The sequence below is a fragment of the Anabaena azotica SJ-1 genome (assembly GCF_047275885.1).
GTDB classification, from domain to species: Bacteria; Cyanobacteriota; Cyanobacteriia; order Cyanobacteriales; family Nostocaceae; genus Trichormus_B; species Trichormus_B azotica_A.
Genome location: NZ_CP178454.1, coordinates 2469622 through 2490025 on the forward strand (window position 1 = coordinate 2469622; position 20404 = coordinate 2490025).

Genomic DNA, 20404 nt, shown 5'->3' on the forward strand with positions numbered 1-20404 from the left:
TAGGGAATAGGGAGGAATTTTTTCAAGAATTAAATAGGAGGCTTATAGGACTTCCAATACCGCTCGGTTAATAGGTTAATATTTTTTGTAGCTTGGGCTTACCTGAAGGGAGTCCAAAAAGGCTTGTAAATGTTGGGTGATCTCTATGACTTACTTAGTGAAGATTCCTGAAAATAACTAACCTACATGATTTTATTTTTTGCTAGGACTTACGCAAGTGTCACACCAAACATCTATTTTATGGTGCGTCAGATATCAAATATATGTTTATTTGCAGGATTTACAAAGTCTGACGCACCCTACTAATATGCTGAAAATAACTAACTTACATGATTTTATTTTTTGCGCTTAACCGATAGGTATTGATAGAAATGCTATATTTTTAATTGCATTAAAGCTTGAAACCTTTTATCTTCTCGAATACAATCAAAATCAAGATCAGTTTTTGCCCTTTTTAAAACTTCCGCTGGTTGGAGACTAATTGCTTGTTGCAGGTTTTCTAATGCTTGCTCAATTTCACCATGAAGAGCATAACAGCAAGCTTTATTATACCAACCATAATTATCATCGGGTTTTATTTTTAGGGCTTGGTCATAAGAAAAAATTGCTTCTTCAGTACGTCCTAAATCATCAAGTGCATTGCCCCGGTTATTCCAAGCATAGTGGTCATTAGGATTGAGTTTCAGGGCTTGATCATAAGAAAAAATTGCTTCTTCATTACGTCCTAAACTTCGTAGTGCGATTCCACGATTATACCAAGCGTAGTAATCATCAGGTTGAATTTTTAATGCTTCGTCATAAGATAAAACTGCCTCTTCATTGTGTCTTAAATTCCGCAATGCTATACCCCGATTATTCCAAGCATAATGGTCATTAGGTTTATATTTTAAAGCTTCATTATAGGATAAAATTGCTTCTTCATTTCGTCCTAAATTCCGCAGTGTATTGCCAAGTTCGTACCAAGCATAGTGGTCATGAGGGTTATGTTCTAGAGCTTCATTATAGGATAAAATTGCTTCTTCATTCCGTCCTAAATTTCGCAGTGCATTGCCTCGATTTTTCCAAGCATAGTGGTCATAAGGTTTAATTTTTATTGCTTGGTTATAAGATGAAATTGCTTCTTCATTGTCTCCTAAATTCAATAGTGCATTTCCACGGTTGTACCAAGCATAATGGTCATCTGGTTGAAATTTTAGTTCTTGTTCGTAGAATGTAATTGCGGTTTCGTACTCATGTGCAGAATAAAGTAGATTTCCTAGTTCAAATAGTAAACTGGCTCTGTTACTATCTGTTTGATGTTTTTCTGTAAGCAGTTCTTGGATTTCTAGAACTTTTTCAATTTTTTCTTCTGGAGTAAGTTGCAGATATTTTTCATAATCTCCTTCTAATAGAAGACGACGAGATTCTTCTTCTACTAATTCTGGTGTTGTTGGTAATTCATATACTCCAGATCGCCAATCAAAAAAATCAGGAGCGCGATGAATTAAATAGTTAAGTGAAAATGAACGCAATAAAAATACGAAGCAAAATGGAAAATCATCTCTAAATCTTTCGCGTTGTTGGTTGAGATGATTTAGTATTGGCGGCACTTTGCTTAAATTTATAAATTGACCTTCAGTGATTTCACCAAAGTTTCTTTTTTCATATTTATATAAAGAATATTCTAGACCTTTAATTAATAAGATATCAATTTGTTGGTCTTGAATGCAATTAGTTATTTGTTGATATAACTTATCAACTGGTTCAAATAAGCGTAATACGGCAATTTTTTTATGGGGAATATCCTGGGGAATTTTATTAATAAAACGGTCAGATTCCACAGGATTACATTGTACAAAGTATAAACCAAATCCTGATTTCCTTTCCACGGCGCAAAGTAAATCTTGATAAATTTCTTCAGGATCTGGAGGGAAATCTTCATCCCAGGTACTGTAATTAAGTGTCATATAGATTTCATAGTAGATGCTGTCGTAAAAAATGATAAATTGGCAGAAACTCTACACTATTAACACTAATAATCTTGTTTCCTATGTGAAAGTCATTTTTAGCAATCAGAATCTTGTTCATAAGTTAGGGTACAATCAAGAATAACAATTTAGACATTTTTGTGAGTGAATCCTGATCACTTAATTATGGCTAATTTTAGACTGTTAATGCCTCGTGAGAAATAATGAAGATTAGCAATACCGTATTTTAGCTAATCTCACGGTTAGGCAATCAAAAATCTCAGTGTACCTATACTTAAGTATAGTTGTAAATATACTTGAGTGTAAATAGTTTGCTTCTATTAATTAGCCTTTTTTATAGTGAAAACACTCATAACCTCCTAATACTTACGTACATTGGTTGACAATATTTGTGTGAATATTTTGATGGGGATATGGAAGGAGGTAAAAAGATAGGGTTTAGATATTGTCAATTTTTCTTCACCAGAAAATAGTGGACTTTTTAAGGCTCTCCAATAGCACGCAGAAAATCCAAAACATTTTCTGGGTACTACATTCTTAGGGCAGGAATGAAAGTTTTCCGCAGATAGAAAATGCTTAAGGCTGAAAAATAATTGTGAAATTGGGAAACTTAAATTCACTGGAATTTATGAATTATTTGTTCACCAAATTAAGCGCATAATAAGTATTGGTTATGATGCTCAATTTTGCCGAGATACTGAAAAATTGAAACACAAGCAACCAAAAATGCAGTTGGACTAGATGTTAGTTTAAGTAACTACGGATTTTCTATCCCATGATCCTAAAGTTAAATTATGGAAAAATTGTGGACAAATCATAGAATTTTCCTGTGATGTTTGATATTTAGCGTTTTCGATGGGGTGTTTAGGTATGTTAAAAAGTGTGTTTCTCAGCGATATAAGAAACATGAGAATTTTTCCGCTGATAGCGAAATTGATAATCTTTTAACCTTGCTTACTAAGAGGGTGTTTGATTAAACAAGGTTTTTAGGAGTTTTGTGTACACTGTAACTAAATTTGAGGTTGTGCCAAGATGTTGAATTGTTCAAGTCAAAATCCCAACTTTAAAATCTCAAATTCGGTCAGTCTTCTTCCTCCTCTGTCATTCCAGGGTTAATCAGTGTAATATCATACTCACTTGCATCTGTTTGTCCTGAACGTTGACTGTTTTTGAGCAAATAATAAATTGCTCGTACTTGGGGTCCAAAAACAATTTCGTCTTCGTTTTTTAGATCATGGGCTGGCATTTTGCGTCCATTGATCATCAAACCATTAGAACTGGGTTTGCCTTTGGGATCACCATCAACAATACGGTAGTAATAGCTGTTGCTATTATTGGTGCGCCGTAACCTGACTAATGTAGCATGGTGTCGAGAAACAAACTGTGATATCAATCGGATATTACAATTACGATCTCTACCGATGGAATAGACGGGATTTTCCAGAGGAAATTCTTTGCGTCCTTGATCGTCTTCTATGATCAGTAGATGGTTTTCATTAGATTGTGCGGCCATTGACAGATGGTTGCTAAAATTTGTTGAACTTTGATACGCAAGAATGTGCTGTGTATCTTTTTCCTGCATTTTTTCAGACAATTTATTTAATATGAAATCTAATAAGATTTGAAACTACATATTTTGTTAGGTAGACAAGAGTAAATTTTATACTCTTGTAAGTCTATTGTGTCTGGGAGGAGTGAGTACAAACTTGATGAATGGGCTGGATACCCGACTAAAATAGTTTAGCAGCTATCAGTTTTATCTAGATTGTTGAATGGTCTCTATACTTTACAAATTTAGTGATAGAGATGGGTGTCGGGGTTAAATTTCTGAGTTCAAGCTGGATAACTGTTGACTATGGCGAGATGATTAGCCATTTGATCATTCGTTTTGAGATACTACCTCCCAGTTATAAGTTTACAGTTAATGAGCAAAGCGTCTTAATAAAACTGAGTTAGTGACAACACTAACTGAACTGAAAGCCATGAGTGCAGCTGCGCTGGATGGACTCAGAACAAAACCAAAGCTAGGCAATAAAGTACCTGCCGCTAAAGGAATACCAATTGTATTATACGCAAAAGCCCAGAATAAATTTTGGCGTATTTTATTGAAAGTTGCACGACTGAGTAGAATTGATTCTATGACATCGTTGAGATTGTCACGCATGAGTATGATTGCGGCTGTTTCCATAGCTACGTCTGTGCCAGAGTGTAAAGCGATGCCGACATCTGCTTGAGATAAGGCGGGAGCGTCATTAATCCCATCTCCTACCATTGCTACGATCGCTTTATGTTGCCCTGTTTGAAGAGATTGTATTGCTTCAGCTTTTTTGGCTGGGGGGATTCCTGCCATGATATTGGTGTTGTTTATTCCCAGTTGCTGGGCGATCGCACTGGCTGCTTCTAATCTATCACCGCTGAGGAGCATAACTCGTAGACCCATCTGATGCAATTTTTCTACTGTGGCTTTTGCATCTGGTCTGAGGGTATCGCTGACAGCAATTAATCCGGCTAAAGTTCCATCAATGGCAATGTTAATTACTGTTTTACCGGCTGTGGCCATTTTTTGGGCTTGTTGTTGTGCTGTTTCACTGACAGTAATTCCATGCCAGTTCAACCATTCCCAATTACCTAATAACACTGTTTTGCCTTCTACGATAGCAGAAACGCCCAATCCTGGCTCGGTGTGAAAGTCTACAGCATGGGGAATTGATAAATTTTGCTGTTTTGCTGCTTGGTGAATGGCTGTAGCGAGGGGATGGTAAGTACCGCTTTCTACTGCTGCGGCGAGTTGGAGAAGTGATGGAGAAAATTGTTCTGGAGTTGCTGATTCTGCAAATACGAAACAGTCTGTAACTGTGGGTTTACCCGTGGTCAGAGTGCCTGTTTTATCAAAAATAACTGTATCTAGCTGGTGGACTCGTTCTAAAACATCGCCACCTTTGATTAATAAACCCCGTTCTGCACCCATACCCGTACCGACGAGAATGGCTGTAGGGGTTGCTAGTCCTAAAGCACAGGGACAGGCGACGACCATGACGGCGATCGCTAATTTTAAACTAATTAACAGTGTAGAGTATTGTGTACTGGGGGCTTGATGATGTGCCGAGTGACTCATCATTTCCATCCCACTGGAGATGGTGATATCTGGCCAAATGTGAGTACCAAAAAAGTACCAAAAAAGAAATGTGAATAAAGAAGCAGTTAAAACCCCGTAGGTAAAGTAACCAGAAACCGTATCTGCTAATTTTTGGACTGGTGCTTTGCGAGTTTGGGCAGCTTCTACCAAGGCCACGATTTGCGCCAAAGTGGTATCATTGCCTGTACGAGTGGCTTGAATGGCGATCGCACCGGATTGGTTAATAGTTCCCGCAGCCACCCCATCACCTAATTGCTTAATCACTGGTACAGCTTCCCCAGTTAACATCGACTCATCTACCGTCGTTTGTCCAAAGCGCACTTCACCATCAACAGGAATTTTATCTCCTGGCAGCACCTGTAACCATTCACCAACCCGCACCTGTTCAGCAGGTATTTCCACAATATTCGCCCCAGCGATTAATTTCTCCGAATCAGGGTTAGCAATCAATCGCGCTGTTTGGGGTTGGAGTGCCAGCAACTGTCTAAATGCTGATGCAGCACGACCTCTAGCTTGTTTCTCTAAACTTCTGCCCAGCAAGATAAAACCCAGCATCATCACTGGTTCATCAAAAAAGCATTCCCAACCCATTTGGGGAAACAACAGAGCTATCAAACTAGCAGTATAAGCCGTCAGCGTTCCCAAACTCACCAAAGTATTCATATTTGGCGCACCCCGTCGCCAACCTAACCACCCATCTATTAAAATTGGGCGACCAGGAATTAATAACGCCACTGTTGCTAGTCCACAGTGAAACCAGATGTTATTAAATATCGGGATAATGGTGTCAGTAAAATGTCCAATACCTGAAAGCACCAACAACACTCCAGCAATCACTAACTGTCTGATTACTGCTTGCATTTCCCGGTGTTGTCTTGCGGCCGAATCTTCGAGAGCCGATTTTTGACCTGCTAGTGTAGTATTAGCCTTACGGGTTTGGGTAGGAAATCCTGTTGCTGTTAATGCCTTTGCCAGTGCATCTGCATCTACTGTACCAACTTCCGCTTCCACAACAGCTACTTCCGTGGCCAGGTTGACACAGACGTTTTTTACTTCTGGATATTGGATTAGCTGTTTTTCTACCGCTGTCACACACCCAGCGCACTTCATACCCCCAACATCTAAAATAATCTTTTCTGTGATTGGGGTAGATTCTGGGGTAAGTTGAGTTTCTTTGAGAAGTTGCATGGCAAGTTTTGAGATTTGCTACCAAAATTCAAGGCCTGACAAAAGGATTGTCTACTTTGAGCGTAGGCTAATTCTGGAACTATAGACAACTGTGATCTGAAAAAGGCAGGATTCAGGAGAAGAAGAAGCCAAGATTCCCCCTCCTGCCCCACACTCTACAGCCTAGTTTTAGTCAGGAGGCAGCAGCGCCTATAAGTTATATAAATCACCAAGGCTATTTGTAGGGGCAACATGAAAATTAGGCTTTTATAGAAATAGTGAATTTCCAAACTAGACATGGTGCTGAAATAAACCATACCTAGAAGTAATAATATTAACGAAGTCCTCTGCTTAGATTTTAAAATTGCCATACCCATAAATTTGAGTTTGAGATAGGGAATGGTCGTTATGCGCCGAAAATATATAGATGATAATACAAAGTTCTAAAACCAGCCCTGCTTTTTAACAAAGTAGGTATTAACAAAATCTTCATGGTTTTTATTTAAGTAAATCATGCCTTCGATTAAACCTATAAGTTGCATAATTAGCAATGTAAATCCGTAGGTGAGAGAACCACCAACTACAGAAATTACTAACATGATAAAACCTTCTGGTGCGTAACCCAGAATAAACTTATGTAGTCCAAATCCACCAAAAATAATGCCACAGTAACCAGCTAAAAGTTGTTTAGTCGCATGAGATGGGTTGAGATTAGCCATATTCACTTCATCTCCTTTGTGTGTTGACTTTTCACTTTTGTGCAGAGGTACTAAGTGTCTACAGGTTAATAGCGATTAACTCAGGATATTTTTTGACTTTGCTGTAATCATGAGAATACATTCGTTTTCTGGAGTTGTCAGTCTATATGCACACAGAAAAGTTTAATGGAACAGCGTAATTAAATATAAAATACTCAAAATATATATCCCCAAATATATATCCCCAACTTCAAGAAGAAATCGGGGATATTATAGGTCAAACTACATCTGAATTATTGGCAATTTTGGAGAATTAATCTGTATTGTTACGCAATCACAATTGCAAACTAGTATTAATTATTTCCACTACCCAAAAGAAATAAACTTAGTAATGTGCCACTATTCCAGAGACTGTGAAGGAGCATAGGGGCGAGAAGATTGCGCGATCGCGTGTATACTATTCCTAAGACAATTCCTAACGCTGTCAATGGCAGAATTTCTGACAAACTCAGATGAGCCGCAGCAAATAACAAGCTACTAACACCAATTGCCCCCCAAACAGGGATATAACGAGTCAAGGATGGTAACAAAAAGCCGCGAAATAGAAACTCTTCAAAAAATGGCGCAGCGATACCCGCAGTAAAGAAAAATATTCCTAGTGCTATATTATCTCTACTTTCCAACGCCAGTTGCAACAGTGGATTACTACCACCTTGTCCTTGCCATAATTGTTGATTAATCAATGAAACTATCACCACAATCGGTAAAGCAGTGCAGTAACCACCCAGTCCCCACAACAACCAATTACTTTGAAACCGGAAACGAAACCAGCCTTGTGGCAAAGGAAAATAACGCTTAATAGAGTAATACAACACTGACAACGCACCCAAGGCAACCAGCAAATAACTAACTAATACAGAGAAAGCCTGAACCCGCACATTACTTGAAGAACGGGAAATAGGGAGAAGTCCGAACAATACAGGTATAAATAATTGTCCCATCAGGAAAAATCCTAGAACAAAAACCTGTAAAATTGTTTCCACATCCCAAGGTGTTGACCAACGGTTGTCAGCATTTGTAGCTAATATAGACTCTTTACCCTTGAGTAAAAGCTGAATCATCAAAGCTACCAGCAATATGACACCGATGAAAGCAGTTAAGCTGGGAATAGTGGCAATAATCGCTAACTTCAATATCGCATCACTAGCAGCCGCTTGTTGTCTCGCTTGAACATCAGCTAATATATCTTCACGTTGTTGCAGTTGGTATAGTTGAATCAACGCTGTAGAACGAAACCAACCTTCTAAGTTTTTTTGAATAAGTTGTTGGGCATTTGGTAGCAACTGAGGAGATTTGCTCCATAGCCCGCTTAATACCTTAGCAGTTTGCTTAAATTCGGAATTAACCGGGGAACTTTCCTCTACCTGACTCCAAGTTTTGAGGGCGTTATCTGTTTCACCTTGCAGTGCTTGTAAAATACCCAGACGCAAGTCCAACTCATCTCTTAATTTTTGTAGTTGGTTAACAGACTTCCGTAATTGTTGCTGCTGTTCTTGAGAAGAGAGTTCTGGTAGAGGTTTAGGAGGTATGTCTTGGCTAAGTTTTGCCAATTGAATTTCGGCTTTGTCTAAATTAGTTTCAACAGATTCCCGCGCTTGTTGATATTGCTTGGTAGCACTTTCTAGGGGTTTATCACCCAGTATAGTTTCCCGCAAAACCAGAAAATTCTCATCGTTGCTGCCTTCTGGTTGCCATGCTTGGGCTTGCAAGACAATATTTGTTTGGTATAGTTCTAGACGACTTTGGAACTGAGGTTTTTGCCAACTACCAAATAAAGACAAGCCTGATGTCATGATGGCTAACAGTGTTAGCACAATTAACAGCAACCGTTTGAATGTCATCTATCCCCCTTTAACTTACCAGTTGAGAGCGATCGCCCCTTGGAAATTATAAGCCAGCCATCCGATTTTAGATTTGGGATTTTAGATTTGGGATTCACCCCACGCATAAATCTGGGGGCTTGAGGATTTTGTCCGTTTATCATAAATCAATTAAATAAATCTCAATTGCTTAATCAATTGCTTTCAATTATAGTTTAACAAACATGATCATATAGGAAAAAGAATATCCCCTACTTCTTAAAGAAATTGGGGATATATATTTATAATTACCTTTTAAATTTCCGTTCTAAGAAAGAGATAATTTGCTCCCAAGCTGAAGTAGCCGCAACAGCATCATAACGATAACCATCATCTCTCATAAAAGTATGCTCCGCTTCATAAGCAAAAAAGTGATGATGGACTTTGGCATTTTCTAAAGCATTAATTATAGTATGTCTATCATGTTCAGAAATATGCGGGTCTTGAGTGCCAAAAATCAACAACATTTCACCCTTAATGTCTTCCAATCTATGAATTGTATCAGCTACACCTTTGCCTAATTTCCCGCTAGGAATACCAGTAGGATAACAAGAAACACAAGCTTCAATTTCTCTTTCAAAAGCAGCGCGAAAAGCTAAATGTCCACCAATACAAAAACCCAAAGTTCCAATTTTATCAGCAATCACTGAAGCATCCTGTTTGAGGAAATCAATGACAGCACGAGTATCAGCATCATATTCAGAAATTAATGTGCGTCGTGCATCATCATTACCGCGCATTCTACCAATATCATTAGGTTCAATAACAGAACCCACTGGTTCAATCCGGTGAAAAATCTCTGGTGCTGCGACAACATAACCAAAACCAGCTAAATAATTAACTAACCGAATTATGGCATCACCTAATTGATAAATATCACTGTAAAAAACAATTCCTGGATATTTACCCTCTGGTTTAGGAGATGCGACATAAACCCGCATTAAACTATCATCAACTCTTAATTCGATATTGCGTTTAACAATTTGCATTTTTCGGTTTTTGGTAATGTGTTAAATTGTAATTCTTCTGGTTTTATAATAATCAGTAAATTTTTCAGATTCCCAACTTCGTGAACAAGTCGGGGATCTAAACCCGATGACTAATTGCTGAGTGCTATATAATATAATTAACGAGTGGTATAAAAGCATCATTCTATGATTGGTAGTATCCTCCGTCAACGTTACAAGATTATCAAAGAACTAGAATTAGAAAAAGGTGGGTTTGGGGAAACTTACCTCGCAGAAGATTTAGATATTCCCGTGACTCCTAAACCTGTTTGTGTGGTTAAACGGTTAAAACCTACAGAAATTGACCGAGATAGTATCCGTTTATTTGAACAAGAAGCAAGAATTTTATATCAATTAGGCCAAAATCACGATCAAATTCCTAAATTGTATGCCCATTTTCAGGAAGGTGAAGACTTTTATTTAATTCAGGAATTTATTGAAGGTAAAGATTTAACTAATGAAATAAGCCCTGGCAAAAAGTTGAGTGAATGCGATGTAATTCAACTGTTACGAGATGTTTTAGAAATATTGGTTTATGTCCACGACAATAAAGTTATTCATCGGGATATTAAACCAGACAATATTATGCGCCGTAAGGATGGGAAGTTAGTATTAATAGATTTTGGTGCGATCAAACAAATTAATACTACAATTGCCATGAAATCAGGCTCTACTACCCGAACTATTCGTATTGGTACACCTGGATATACGCCTTTAGAACAGGCTATGGGTAGACCTAAATTTAGTAGTGATATTTATGCTTTAGGAATGATGGCAATTCAGGCATTAATTGATCTATCTCCACGCTTATTACCAGAAGATGATGATGGCGAAATTCTTTGGATTGATCAAGTTGAAATAAGTGATAAGTTAGAGCAGGTTATCTCTAAGATGGTACGTTATGACTGGAGAGAACGTTATATAAATGCTAATGAAGCATTGGAAGAATTGGATCAACTTTTTGGATTTGTTAAATTACAAAATGAATCAAGTGAAGATTGGTTTGAGGAAGGCAATCAATTATTTGATTTAGAAAAATATGAAGAAGCGATCACATCTTACGATAAAGCTATTGCTATTAAACCTGATTATCATGAAGCTTGGTATAACTGGGGGTTTTCCCTAGAGAATTTACAAAAATATAAAGAAGCGATTGCATCTTACAATAAAGCTATTGCTATCAAACCTGACGATCATGAAGTTTGGATTAACCGGGGTAATTCCCTAGCGAAATTACAAGAATACAGGAAAGCGATCGCATCTTACGATAAAGCTATTGCTATTAAACCTGATTATCATGAAGCTTGGTATAACCGGGGTTTTTTTCTACAGAATTTACAAAAATATGAAGAAGCGATTGCATCTTACGATAAAGCTATTGCTATTAAACCTGACTCTCATGAAGCTTGGAATAACCGGGGTAATTGCCTAGATGAATTAGAAAAATACGAAGAAGCGATCGCATCTTTTGATAAAGCTATTGCTATTAAACCTGACTGTCATAAAGCTTGGAATAACCGGGGTAATTACCTAGCGAACTTACAAAAATACGAAGAAGCACTAAAATGTTATGAAAAGGCAATTAGTATTCAACCAGATTATCAACCAACAATCAATAATCGTAATAAGTTATTAAATCAATTGGGGCGTTTAAATTAGTCAATAACAGATTTAAGCAAATCGCAAAAGCAAAAATTAATGGCAAAGAACACTTAATAGATAAAACAGGTAACATAGTTTATTAAAATGTTGAAAATTTCTCATTAATTACAGATGACAATTAAATTTGATTGGGATAAAGAAAAAGCCAAAAGTAATTATCAAAAACATGGTATTTCCTTTATCGAAGCAGCTACCGTTTTTAGTGACCCATTAGCCATTACCAACTATGATAATTTACACTCCCAAGAGGAAGATCGCTTTATCACTATCGGCTATTCTGATAGATATCGTTTGTTAGTGGTTGTTCACACAGAAAGAGATTATAATACTCGTATTATCAGCGCACGTCCAGCAACTAATAGAGAAAGGCAAGATTATGAACAAAACCAATATTAATCAACCACAAGATACTGAAATGTTAGATGAATATGATTTCAGTCAAGGAGTGAGAGGTAAATATTATCAACCATATCAAAATAATAACTTACCTAAATTACAAGGTATTCAATTTTTAACAGACAAAAAAAATAAAAGAACAGGAGTATTTATAGATTTACTATATCATCAACAACTTTGGGAAACAGTAATTAATCAATATCCTCATCTTGGTAATATTCATTTTTTAACTGATAATCAAGGTCAGAAGATAGCTGTAATTCTCAACTTTCAAGAACATTTAACCCTGTGGCAAGATATTTATGACCATCTAATTGTTGATTTAATGGATGAGTAGTTATATGGAAGCTGAAGAATTTTATACCAGTTTATGTTCTCCACGCTTTCAAGAAAAAATCACCCAAAGGGATCAAAACATCTCAACAAACTATTGATTTAATTCAACAGCGATTACAAATAGCAATCAAAATTTCACAAATTAGATAATTATAAAAAGACGATTATGTTAGACTATACAATCAGTTCTGGCAATATCTTTCAAGATTTAGGATTTGCCAATGCAGAAGAAAAACTAGCTAAAGTTAAATTAGCTTCTGTCATTGCGGATATCTTAGAACAACAACAAATCACACCAGAACAAGCTGGACAAATTTTAGGTTTAGAATTTGTACAAATCAATAATTTAAGCAATGGTATTCTCAAAGAATTTACTATTGAAAATTTATTAACTTATTTAATCAAATTAGGTCGAAATGTAGAAATCATGGTAACAAATCAACAAGCGGATAAATCTCAACCTAAAATTAATGTTGTTTATCAGAAAATAGCCTAATATTATTAATATAATTCCGTGTCAGTATTGCTAATTGAACCAGTAATTTTTATTATTTCTGTTCGTCGTTCTCGTACTGAAGAAGTAAATATTTATGAAAGCTGAAGAATTTGATACTAAATTTGATAATGATGAAGATATAACTGAGTTTTTAGACTTGTCTCAAGTACGTCGTCCCGGTTATGAACAAAAAAGAGTGAATATTGATTTTCCTGTGTAGATGATAGAAGCATTAGAACAAGAAGCAAAACGTTTAGGTGTAACTTCTGATTCTATTATTAAATTATGGCTTGCTGAACGTCTTGATAAAAAGGTAATTACTGGTTAGTTTCATTTTTTAATATTAGTGGTAATAATTACCGATTAATTGCTTTAGTAAACTATCAATATCAAGAAGTGTATATTCGCCATATCCTTACCCATGCAGAATATGACAAACAAAATTGGAAACAAGACCCTTGGTACACCTAAAACCTATCTAGAATTGATTACCGCTTTTCCTCCCCGCAAAATTACTTCAGAGGAAGAATTAGCTACAACTCAAAATATCATTGATTCCTTATTAGATCAAGAAACTTTAACGCCTGATGAACGAGATTATCTGCATTTATTAGGATTAGTAGTAGCGGAATATGAAGAGAAAAATTATCCTGTACCTAATATTTATGGAGTAAATTTATTAAAAGTATTACTAGAAGAATTAAATTTACAACCCCAAGATTTAATACCCATTAATGGGATTATATGCCGATATTCCAGAAGTATACTGCAAACGGTTCATAGTTTAACTAAATATGGAACCCCTCTCCAAACCTCTCCCCGTTCACGGGGAGAGGCTTTGAACTTGTTATTTAGTATTATCAAAAAGTCAAATTTCTAGCCGTTTTGAGTATAGTTGATGAAATAGTTGCAGAAGCTATGGAGAAAAGAGGACATAATATCACAAATGCATAAACCTGAAAAATCATTACTTGACCATTAATATTAGATAATTGGCGTTTATAAAAAATAACTTATAATCACTCATCCCTCTCTCTGCACGTCTGCGTGAGATAAAAAAAATATTTAACTTTCTACTGAAAAAACTAATCACAGGTAAGATGACACCAAAACAGCAACCCATTACACTAAACATTGGTGTAAATACCTCTTACCGGAGTTTAAAATGACATTAGCCAGCACTCCACAAATCAAGCCATTATCAGATACAGAATTACAGAAAATCAACGCTTATTGGCGTGCAGCCAATTATCTCTCAGTCGGACAAATATACCTCCTCGATAACCCCCTACTGAAAGAACCACTAAAACAAGACCATGTTAAACCCCGTTTGTTAGGACATTGGGGAACAACACCAGGGCTAAACTTAATATATGCCCACCTGAACCGGGTTATTAAAAAATACGACATCAGCACTATTTACATAGCAGGGCCTGGACACGGTGGACCCGGACTTGTGGCTAATACTTACTTGGAAGGAACATACAGCGAATATTACCCTAACATCTCCCAAGATGCTGAGGGGATGAGAAAACTGTTTAAACAATTCTCCTTTCCTGGTGGTATTCCCAGTCACGTTGCACCTGAAACCCCTGGTTCTATCCATGAAGGGGGAGAACTGGGTTATGCTTTAGTTCACGCCTACGGTGCTGCTTTTGACAACCCTGATTTGATTGTCGCTGCTGTTGTCGGTGATGGGGAAGCGGAAACCGGCGCTTTAGCTACCAGTTGGCATTCTAACAAATTCCTCAACCCTGTTACTGATGGTGCGGTTCTTCCCATTTTGCATTTAAATGGGTATAAGATTGCCAATCCTACTGTTTTAGCACGGATACCCCATGCAGAGTTAGAAAGTTTGTTTATTGGCTATGGTTATAAACCTTACTTTGTAGAAGGTTCTGACCCTGCGGATGTTCACCAAAAAATGGCGGCAACTTTAGATACAGTGATTGCTGAAATTCAAGGTATCCAAAGAGAAGCGCGGGTACATGGATTCAAAGAGCGATCGCCATGGCCGATGATAATATTACGAACTCCTAAAGGTTGGACTGGGCCAAAGGAGGTGGACGGGAAGAAAACAGAAGATTATTGGCGATCGCACCAAGTCCCCTTTAGTGATATAGCTGGTAAACCAGAACATCTGCAACTATTAGAAGATTGGTTAAAAAGTTACAAACCTGAAGAACTCTTTGACGCAAACGGTCAACTCCTTCCCGAACTCGCAGAACTCGCACCTAAAGGTCAGCGTCGCATGGGAGACAACCCCCACGCTAACGGCGGGATCTTGCTGCGTGATTTAATCATGCCAGACTTTTGCAACTATGCAGTAGAAGTTCCCAAACCTGGTACAGTTAACGCTGAAGCCACCAAAGTTAGTGGTAAGTTCCTGCGGGATATCATGAAACTGAACGAAGAAAGCCGCAACTTCCGCGTTTTTGGACCCGATGAAACCGCATCAAATCGCATAGATCCAGTATTAGAAGTCACAGATCGTACTTGGGTTGCTGAAACTCTCCCTGAAGATGACCATTTATCACCAAATGGTCGAGTTATGGAAATGCTGAGTGAAACCAACTGTCAAGGATGGTTAGAAGGATATCTGCTTACCGGTCGTCATGGTTTCTTCTCCTGTTATGAAGCATTTATTCATATCATTGACTCCATGTTTAACCAACACGCTAAATGGTTAAAAACGACTCGTGAAATTCCCTGGAGAAGACCAATTGCATCGTTAAACTATCTTCTCACTTCCCACGTTTGGCGACAAGATCATAACGGTTTCTCTCACCAAGACCCTGGTTTTCTTGATCATGTAATTAACAAAAAAGCCGAAATTATTCGTGTTTATCTACCACCTGATGCTAACACTTTACTATCAGTAACTAACCACTGTTTAAGAAGTCGTCATTACATCAATGTCATTGTCGCTGGAAAACAACCAGCATTACAATATTTAGACATGGATGCAGCCATTAAACACTGTACCAAAGGTTTAGGTATTTGGGAATGGGCTAGTAGTGATCAAGATGGTGAAACTGATGTAGTCATGGCTTGTGCTGGGGATATTCCTACGTTAGAAACCTTAGCAGCAGTGGATATTTTACGTCAGCATTTTCCAGAATTAAAAGTGCGCGTAGTGAACGTAGTTAATTTAATGAAACTACAGCCACAAAGTGAACATCCCCACGGTTTAAGCAGCAAAGATTTTGATACGATTTTCACCACTGACAAACCTATCATCTTTGCTTTTCATGGTTATCCTTGGTTAATTCATCGTCTCACCTATCGTCATACTAACCACAAAAATCTTCATGTCCGTGGTTACAAAGAAGAGGGAACAACAACCACACCTTTTGATATGGTGGTGATGAATGATCTAGATAGATTCCATCTGGTCATGGATGTAATTGACCGTGTACCTAAGTTGGGTTATAAAGCGGCTTATGTGAAGCAAAAATTACAAGATACGTTGATTGAACATAAGCATTACATCCAGAAACACGGCGAAGATATGCCGGAAATTCGAGATTGGACTTGGCCGTATTAAAAGAGGAATGTAGGGACGTTTTATACAAGCGTCTCTATTTTTTGGGAGGAAAGATTTAAACGCAGAGGGACGCGGAGGTAAACGCGGAGGTTCGCTGAGGTTTTTGTTATATTGAGGTTAGTTGGGTTGGAGGTGAATGGTGATGACTCAGGAGTTAATAGATTTGAGAAATAGTATTTTGGCGGGACGTTATGAGGATGCTTTGGCTATTGTTGATGAGTTAGAGGGGATGAGTAAAAAAGCTATTTTACGACAAATTAAATCTTTTTTTAAGGTGTTATTAATACATTTGATCAAAAATCAAATTGAACGAAGATTAACAAATTCTTGGGTTGCATCTATTCGCAATGCTTTAGTGGAAATTCAAGATATCAATTTAAAAGAAAATAAAAAATCCTATTACATTAATCAAAATGAATGGGATACATGGTTACATGACGAGATAGAAGCCGCAATTTCTGATGCAAGTATAGAAGTTGCAAATGGTACGTATACTCCATTTCAACTAGCAGAAATTGTGAATAAACAACAAATCATCAATGAAGCTCAGAAATTCTTACAATTAACATATAATTATCCCAGTAGCGAATTAACAGTAATTATTAACAATGCTGTCATACATTTACCTGGTGGTGAAGATTGGCGATTAGGTAAAAGATAAGAGGTGATCAAATATCACTCAGGAATTAATAGATTTGAGAAATAGTATTTTAGCGGGACGTTATGAGGATGCTTTGGCAATGGTTGACGAGTTAGAGGGGATGAGTAAACAGGCTATTTTACGGAATATTCAATCATTTTTAAGAGTGTTTTTAATTCATTTGATTAAAAATCAAATAGAACAATGTTTAACAAATTCTTGGGTAGCTTCTATTCGTAATTCTCTCGTAGAGATCAAGAAAATCAATCTCAAAGAAAATAAAAAATCCTATTACATTAATCAAAATGAATGGGATAGTTATTTAGAAGAAGAAATTGAGTTGGCAATAGCTGATGCAAGTCTAGAAGTTATGAATGGTGTTTACAATGAATTTCAACTAATAGAAATAGTAGATAAAAATCAGATAATTTCCACGGCTTTGAACTTTCTAGAATTGACTTATGCACATTCTGTTAAAGACTTAGCAAAAGCTATTATAGGAACTATAATTCAATTACCCGGTGGGGAAGATTGGAAATTAGGTAAAAGGTAAGATTATCAACAGATATATTTTTAACACAGATATGCGATTATTGAAACAGTGTATCCAATAATCACTAATTACCAATAACGAATAACTAAACCTTAAAAGATGCCAGCTAAATCGGCTTTATGCCTTTTTTAACTGTAAGAATCAGCTAAGTCAGAGTAGAATTGACCCGGCCAATAATCCTTGGTTGAATCTCTAAATACAGGAGGTTAAATTGTGGCGAAGTTGAAAGTTGGTATCAATGGATTTGGTCGTATCGGCCGTTTGGTACTGCGGGCGGGTATTAATAACCCTAACATCGAATTTGTGGGGATTAATGATTTAGTTCCACCTGATAATCTTGCTTATCTTTTAAAGTACGACTCTACACACGGTAAGTTAAAAGGTAAGGTAGAAGCTAGAGAAGATGGAATGATAATTGATGGTCATTTTATCCCTTGTGTGTCGGTTAGAAATCCGGCGGAACTGCCTTGGGGTAAATTAGGTGTAGATTATGTTGTTGAATCTACGGGACTCTTCACCGATTATGCTGGGGCTGAAAACCATCTGAAAGCAGGTGCAAAGCGAGTTGTAATTTCTGCACCTACCAAAGAACCAGACAAGGTAAAAACAATGGTGATGGGTGTAAATCATCAGTTGTTTGATCCAGCAAAGGATTTAATTGTTTCCAATGCTAGTTGTACTACAAATTGTTTAGCCCCCATTGCTAAAGTTATTAATGATAACTTTGGTTTAACTGAAGGGTTGATGACTACAGTTCACGCGATGACAGCTACTCAACCCACGGTAGATGGACCTAGTAAAAAAGACTGGCGCGGTGGACGTGGTGCGGCGCAAAATATTATTCCTTCTTCCACAGGTGCGGCTAAGGCTGTGGCTTTGGTGTTACCAGAGTTGAAGGGTAAGTTAACTGGTATGGCTTTCCGAGTTCCCACACCGGATGTCTCGGTGGTTGACTTGACTTTCAAAACTGCTAAGGCTACCAGTTACAAAGAAATCTGTGCGGCGATGAAAAAGGCTTCTGCGGGTGAATTGGCAGGTGTTTTGGGTTACACCGATGAGGAAGTGGTATCTACTGATTTTCAAGGTGATACCCATTCCAGTATTTTCGACGCGGGTGCAGGAATTGAATTGAATTCCAATTTCTTTAAGGCTGTCTCTTGGTATGACAACGAGTGGGGTTATTCCAACCGTGTTATTGATTTGATGTTGTCAATGGCACAGAAAGAGTGATTTAGGTGACAGGGAACAGGTGACAGGTGACAGTGAAGAGGACAAGGAGCAGGGTGCAAGGGGGAAAATCTTCTCCTCTTCTCCTCTGCTCCCCTGCTCCTCTGCTCCCCTGCTCCCCTGCTCCCCTGCTCCCCTGCTTCTTCCTGGGCTTAACGGGGTGCGCTACTTTACCGTTATCCCCTACTTTTTTATGCGTCGAACTAAAATTATCTGTACTGTTGGCCCTGCTACTTCTGCACCTGAAAAGCTGCAAGCTTTGGTAGAAGCGGGAATGAATGTAGCAAGGTTGAATTTTTCTCATGGGGCTTATGAAGTCCACGCCCAAACTTTTCACCATTTGCGGCGCATTAGTAGTGAGTTACAAAAACCGGTGGCTATTCTGCAAGATTTATGTGGTCCAAAGATTCGTTTGGGGAAGCTACCACCGGAAGGGTTGATGCTGGAACAGGGTAGTGAGGTGACTTTTGTTTTGCAAGAAAAGGGTGAAAGTATTGATGAAATTCCCCTACCGCTACCAACTTTATTCGCGATGATGCGACCTGGTGAACCAATTTTAATTAATGATGGTCGGGTGAAGTTGACGGTGACGAGTCGTGATGCTGATAAAATTCGCGCCCATGTCCATATTGGGGGGTTGATTTCTACTCATAAGGGTGTGAATTTACCTGCTACTCCTTTACCTTTGAGTTCAATCACGGAAAAGGATTTGATGGATTTGCGGTTTGGGATTCAGTTGGGTGTAGACTGGGTGGCAGTTTCTTTTGTGCGATCGCCCCAAGATTTAGAACCTGCACAACGGATGATTGAAGCTGCTGGTGCAAAAATTCGCGTCATTGCTAAAATTGAACGCCCTGAAGCTGTCGCACAGTTAGATGACATCCTTAAAGTCGCTGATGCAATTATGATTGCGCGGGGTGATTTAGGTGTTGAAATGCCTATTCACGAAGTTCCTCTGATTCAAAAAGATATCACCCGTCGCTGTAATATTGCTGGGAAGCCAGTAATTACTGCTACTCAAATGTTAGAGTCGATGATTAGCGCCCCTGACCCTACCCGCGCTGAAGCCACTGACGTTGCGAATTCTATCTTGGACGGTACGGATGCGGTGATGCTGTCGGGAGAAACTGCTGTGGGTGAATATCCAATTGCGGCTGTGCAGACGATGCACAATATCGCTATGGAAACAGAAAAGGTGCTGGAGGAGGGTGCTAAACATACCTGGAATAGTGAAGCGGGTTGTCTTAGCGTCACTGAATCAGTAGCACAAGCAGTTTGTCGGATTGCTTATGAAACAGGTGCTAAAGCCATTCTTTGTAATACTACTTCCGGGAATACAGCCAGACTGATTTCTAAATATCGTCCCTTGACTCCGATTATCACCCTCACTTCTGAGGCCATTGCTTATCGTCAGTTAGCTTTATCTTGGGGTGTAGAACCTTTGCTAATTCAACCTGTTCATCATGCAGAGGAGATGTTTACCAATGTGGTAGACAGCGTTGTTGACAGGGGTTTTGTCAAAAAAGGTGACAAGGTGGTAATTACTTCTGGTGTCCCAGTTGGTCAATCAGGAACAACTAGTTTAATCAAAGTGCATTCAATTGGACAGCCAATTACAGCATGAGACATCTAAAATGGGGCTAAGGAAGCGGT

Annotated in this window: 19 protein-coding genes; 13 read left to right on the forward strand and 6 right to left on the reverse strand. The window is 38.1% G+C overall.

The features are described 5' to 3' along the window. Nucleotides 1–374: 374 nt before the first annotated feature. The 6 genes from ACLLO5_RS10890 to ACLLO5_RS10915 form a co-directional block, all read right to left on the reverse strand. A complete protein-coding gene (locus ACLLO5_RS10890) occupies nt 375–1946 on the reverse strand; it encodes a tetratricopeptide repeat protein (protein ID WP_413175449.1) in 1572 nt (523 codons plus the stop codon). A 1102-nt stretch (nt 1947–3048) separates the two neighbouring features. Further along, nucleotides 3049–3549, reverse strand: coding sequence for an FHA domain-containing protein (locus tag ACLLO5_RS10895; protein ID WP_413175450.1), 501 nt, complete (start codon nt 3547–3549; stop codon nt 3049–3051). A gap of 339 nt (nt 3550–3888) precedes the next feature. Further along, nucleotides 3889–6291 (reverse strand): heavy metal translocating P-type ATPase, encoded by a 2403-nt coding sequence (locus tag ACLLO5_RS10900; RefSeq protein ID WP_413175451.1) that lies wholly within the window; start codon nt 6289–6291, stop codon nt 3889–3891. A 422-nt stretch (nt 6292–6713) separates the two neighbouring features. Then, on the reverse strand, nt 6714–6989 hold the full coding sequence (locus ACLLO5_RS10905; protein ID WP_413175452.1) for a TM2 domain-containing protein: 276 nt from the start codon (nt 6987–6989) through the stop codon (nt 6714–6716). A 332-nt stretch (nt 6990–7321) separates the two neighbouring features. Beyond that, nucleotides 7322–8869: a type II CAAX prenyl endopeptidase Rce1 family protein gene (locus tag ACLLO5_RS10910; protein WP_413175453.1), complete on the reverse strand. Its 1548-nt coding sequence runs from the start codon at nt 8867–8869 to the stop codon at nt 7322–7324. Nucleotides 8870–9135: 266 nt separating this feature from the next. Then, nucleotides 9136–9876, reverse strand: a complete 741-nt coding sequence (locus ACLLO5_RS10915) for a dienelactone hydrolase family protein (protein WP_413175454.1) — start codon at nt 9874–9876, stop codon at nt 9136–9138. Between the two features lie 165 nt (nt 9877–10041). On the opposite strand from ACLLO5_RS10915, the gene ACLLO5_RS10920 reads away from it, so the two are divergent. The 13 genes from ACLLO5_RS10920 (at nt 10042) to pyk (ending at nt 20375) form a co-directional block, all read left to right on the forward strand. Then, nucleotides 10042–11553, forward strand: a complete 1512-nt coding sequence (locus ACLLO5_RS10920) for a tetratricopeptide repeat protein (protein ID WP_413175455.1) — start codon at nt 10042–10044, stop codon at nt 11551–11553. A 114-nt stretch (nt 11554–11667) separates the two neighbouring features. After that, nucleotides 11668–11952, forward strand: coding sequence for a BrnT family toxin (locus ACLLO5_RS10925; protein ID WP_413175456.1), 285 nt, complete (start codon nt 11668–11670; stop codon nt 11950–11952). Then, nucleotides 11933–12289 carry a hypothetical protein gene (locus ACLLO5_RS10930; protein WP_413175457.1) on the forward strand — a complete coding sequence of 119 codons (357 nt, stop codon included), beginning with the start codon at nt 11933–11935 and terminating at the stop codon, nt 12287–12289. The genes ACLLO5_RS10925 and ACLLO5_RS10930 overlap by 20 nt, the downstream gene beginning before the upstream one ends. Nucleotides 12290–12312: 23 nt before the next feature. After that, entirely contained in the window at nt 12313–12438 is a 126-nt protein-coding gene (locus tag ACLLO5_RS10935) for a type II toxin-antitoxin system RelE/ParE family toxin (protein ID WP_413176068.1), read from the forward strand. 16 nt (nt 12439–12454) lie between these two features. After that, nucleotides 12455–12784: a helix-turn-helix domain-containing protein gene (locus tag ACLLO5_RS10940; protein WP_413175458.1), complete on the forward strand. Its 330-nt coding sequence runs from the start codon at nt 12455–12457 to the stop codon at nt 12782–12784. A gap of 94 nt (nt 12785–12878) precedes the next feature. Beyond that, nucleotides 12879–13004, forward strand: coding sequence for a type II toxin-antitoxin system BrnA family antitoxin (gene brnA / locus ACLLO5_RS10945; protein WP_413175460.1), 126 nt, complete (start codon nt 12879–12881; stop codon nt 13002–13004). A gap of 146 nt (nt 13005–13150) precedes the next feature. Then, a complete protein-coding gene (locus ACLLO5_RS10950) occupies nt 13151–13255 on the forward strand; it encodes a type II toxin-antitoxin system HigB family toxin (RefSeq protein WP_413176069.1) in 105 nt (34 codons plus the stop codon). Beyond that, nucleotides 13215–13664 carry a helix-turn-helix domain-containing protein gene (locus tag ACLLO5_RS10955; protein ID WP_413175461.1) on the forward strand — a complete coding sequence of 150 codons (450 nt, stop codon included), beginning with the start codon at nt 13215–13217 and terminating at the stop codon, nt 13662–13664. Before ACLLO5_RS10950 ends, ACLLO5_RS10955 begins: the two co-directional genes overlap by 41 nt. 285 nt (nt 13665–13949) lie before the next feature. Beyond that, nucleotides 13950–16331, forward strand: a complete 2382-nt coding sequence (locus tag ACLLO5_RS10960; RefSeq protein WP_413175462.1) for a phosphoketolase — start codon at nt 13950–13952, stop codon at nt 16329–16331. Between the two features lie 142 nt (nt 16332–16473). Next, nucleotides 16474–16992, forward strand: a complete 519-nt coding sequence (locus ACLLO5_RS10965; protein ID WP_413175463.1) for a DUF29 family protein — start codon at nt 16474–16476, stop codon at nt 16990–16992. Nucleotides 16993–17005: 13 nt separating this feature from the next. Continuing rightward, entirely contained in the window at nt 17006–17524 is a 519-nt protein-coding gene (locus ACLLO5_RS10970) for a DUF29 family protein (RefSeq protein ID WP_413176070.1), read from the forward strand. Between the two features lie 213 nt (nt 17525–17737). Beyond that, nucleotides 17738–18754, forward strand: coding sequence for a type I glyceraldehyde-3-phosphate dehydrogenase (gene gap, locus ACLLO5_RS10975; protein WP_413175464.1), 1017 nt, complete (start codon nt 17738–17740; stop codon nt 18752–18754). Nucleotides 18755–18944: 190 nt separating this feature from the next. After that, nucleotides 18945–20375 (forward strand): pyruvate kinase, encoded by a 1431-nt coding sequence (pyk, locus tag ACLLO5_RS10980; protein ID WP_413175466.1) that lies wholly within the window; start codon nt 18945–18947, stop codon nt 20373–20375. Nucleotides 20376–20404: the final 29 nt, after the last annotated feature.

What these genes read in the sequence shown, in the direction of transcription:
- ACLLO5_RS10890 (WP_413175449.1), bottom strand. Translation starts at nt 1,946, where the DNA reads ATGACACTTAATTACAGTACCTGGGATGAAGATTTCCCTCCAGATCCT.
- ACLLO5_RS10895 (WP_413175450.1), bottom strand. Translation starts at nt 3,549, where the DNA reads ATGCAGGAAAAAGATACACAGCACATTCTTGCGTATCAAAGTTCAACA.
- ACLLO5_RS10900 (WP_413175451.1), bottom strand. Translation starts at nt 6,291, where the DNA reads ATGCAACTTCTCAAAGAAACTCAACTTACCCCAGAATCTACCCCAATC.
- ACLLO5_RS10905 (WP_413175452.1), bottom strand. Translation starts at nt 6,989, where the DNA reads ATGGCTAATCTCAACCCATCTCATGCGACTAAACAACTTTTAGCTGGT.
- ACLLO5_RS10910 (WP_413175453.1), bottom strand. Translation starts at nt 8,869, where the DNA reads ATGACATTCAAACGGTTGCTGTTAATTGTGCTAACACTGTTAGCCATC.
- ACLLO5_RS10915 (WP_413175454.1), bottom strand. Translation starts at nt 9,876, where the DNA reads ATGCAAATTGTTAAACGCAATATCGAATTAAGAGTTGATGATAGTTTA.
- ACLLO5_RS10920 (WP_413175455.1), top strand. Translation starts at nt 10,042, where the DNA reads ATGATTGGTAGTATCCTCCGTCAACGTTACAAGATTATCAAAGAACTA.
- ACLLO5_RS10925 (WP_413175456.1), top strand. Translation starts at nt 11,668, where the DNA reads ATGACAATTAAATTTGATTGGGATAAAGAAAAAGCCAAAAGTAATTAT.
- ACLLO5_RS10930 (WP_413175457.1), top strand. Translation starts at nt 11,933, where the DNA reads ATGAACAAAACCAATATTAATCAACCACAAGATACTGAAATGTTAGAT.
- ACLLO5_RS10940 (WP_413175458.1), top strand. Translation starts at nt 12,455, where the DNA reads ATGTTAGACTATACAATCAGTTCTGGCAATATCTTTCAAGATTTAGGA.
- brnA (WP_413175460.1), top strand. Translation starts at nt 12,879, where the DNA reads ATGAAAGCTGAAGAATTTGATACTAAATTTGATAATGATGAAGATATA.
- ACLLO5_RS10955 (WP_413175461.1), top strand. Translation starts at nt 13,215, where the DNA reads ATGACAAACAAAATTGGAAACAAGACCCTTGGTACACCTAAAACCTAT.
- ACLLO5_RS10960 (WP_413175462.1), top strand. Translation starts at nt 13,950, where the DNA reads ATGACATTAGCCAGCACTCCACAAATCAAGCCATTATCAGATACAGAA.
- ACLLO5_RS10965 (WP_413175463.1), top strand. Translation starts at nt 16,474, where the DNA reads ATGACTCAGGAGTTAATAGATTTGAGAAATAGTATTTTGGCGGGACGT.
- pyk (WP_413175466.1), top strand. Translation starts at nt 18,945, where the DNA reads ATGCGTCGAACTAAAATTATCTGTACTGTTGGCCCTGCTACTTCTGCA.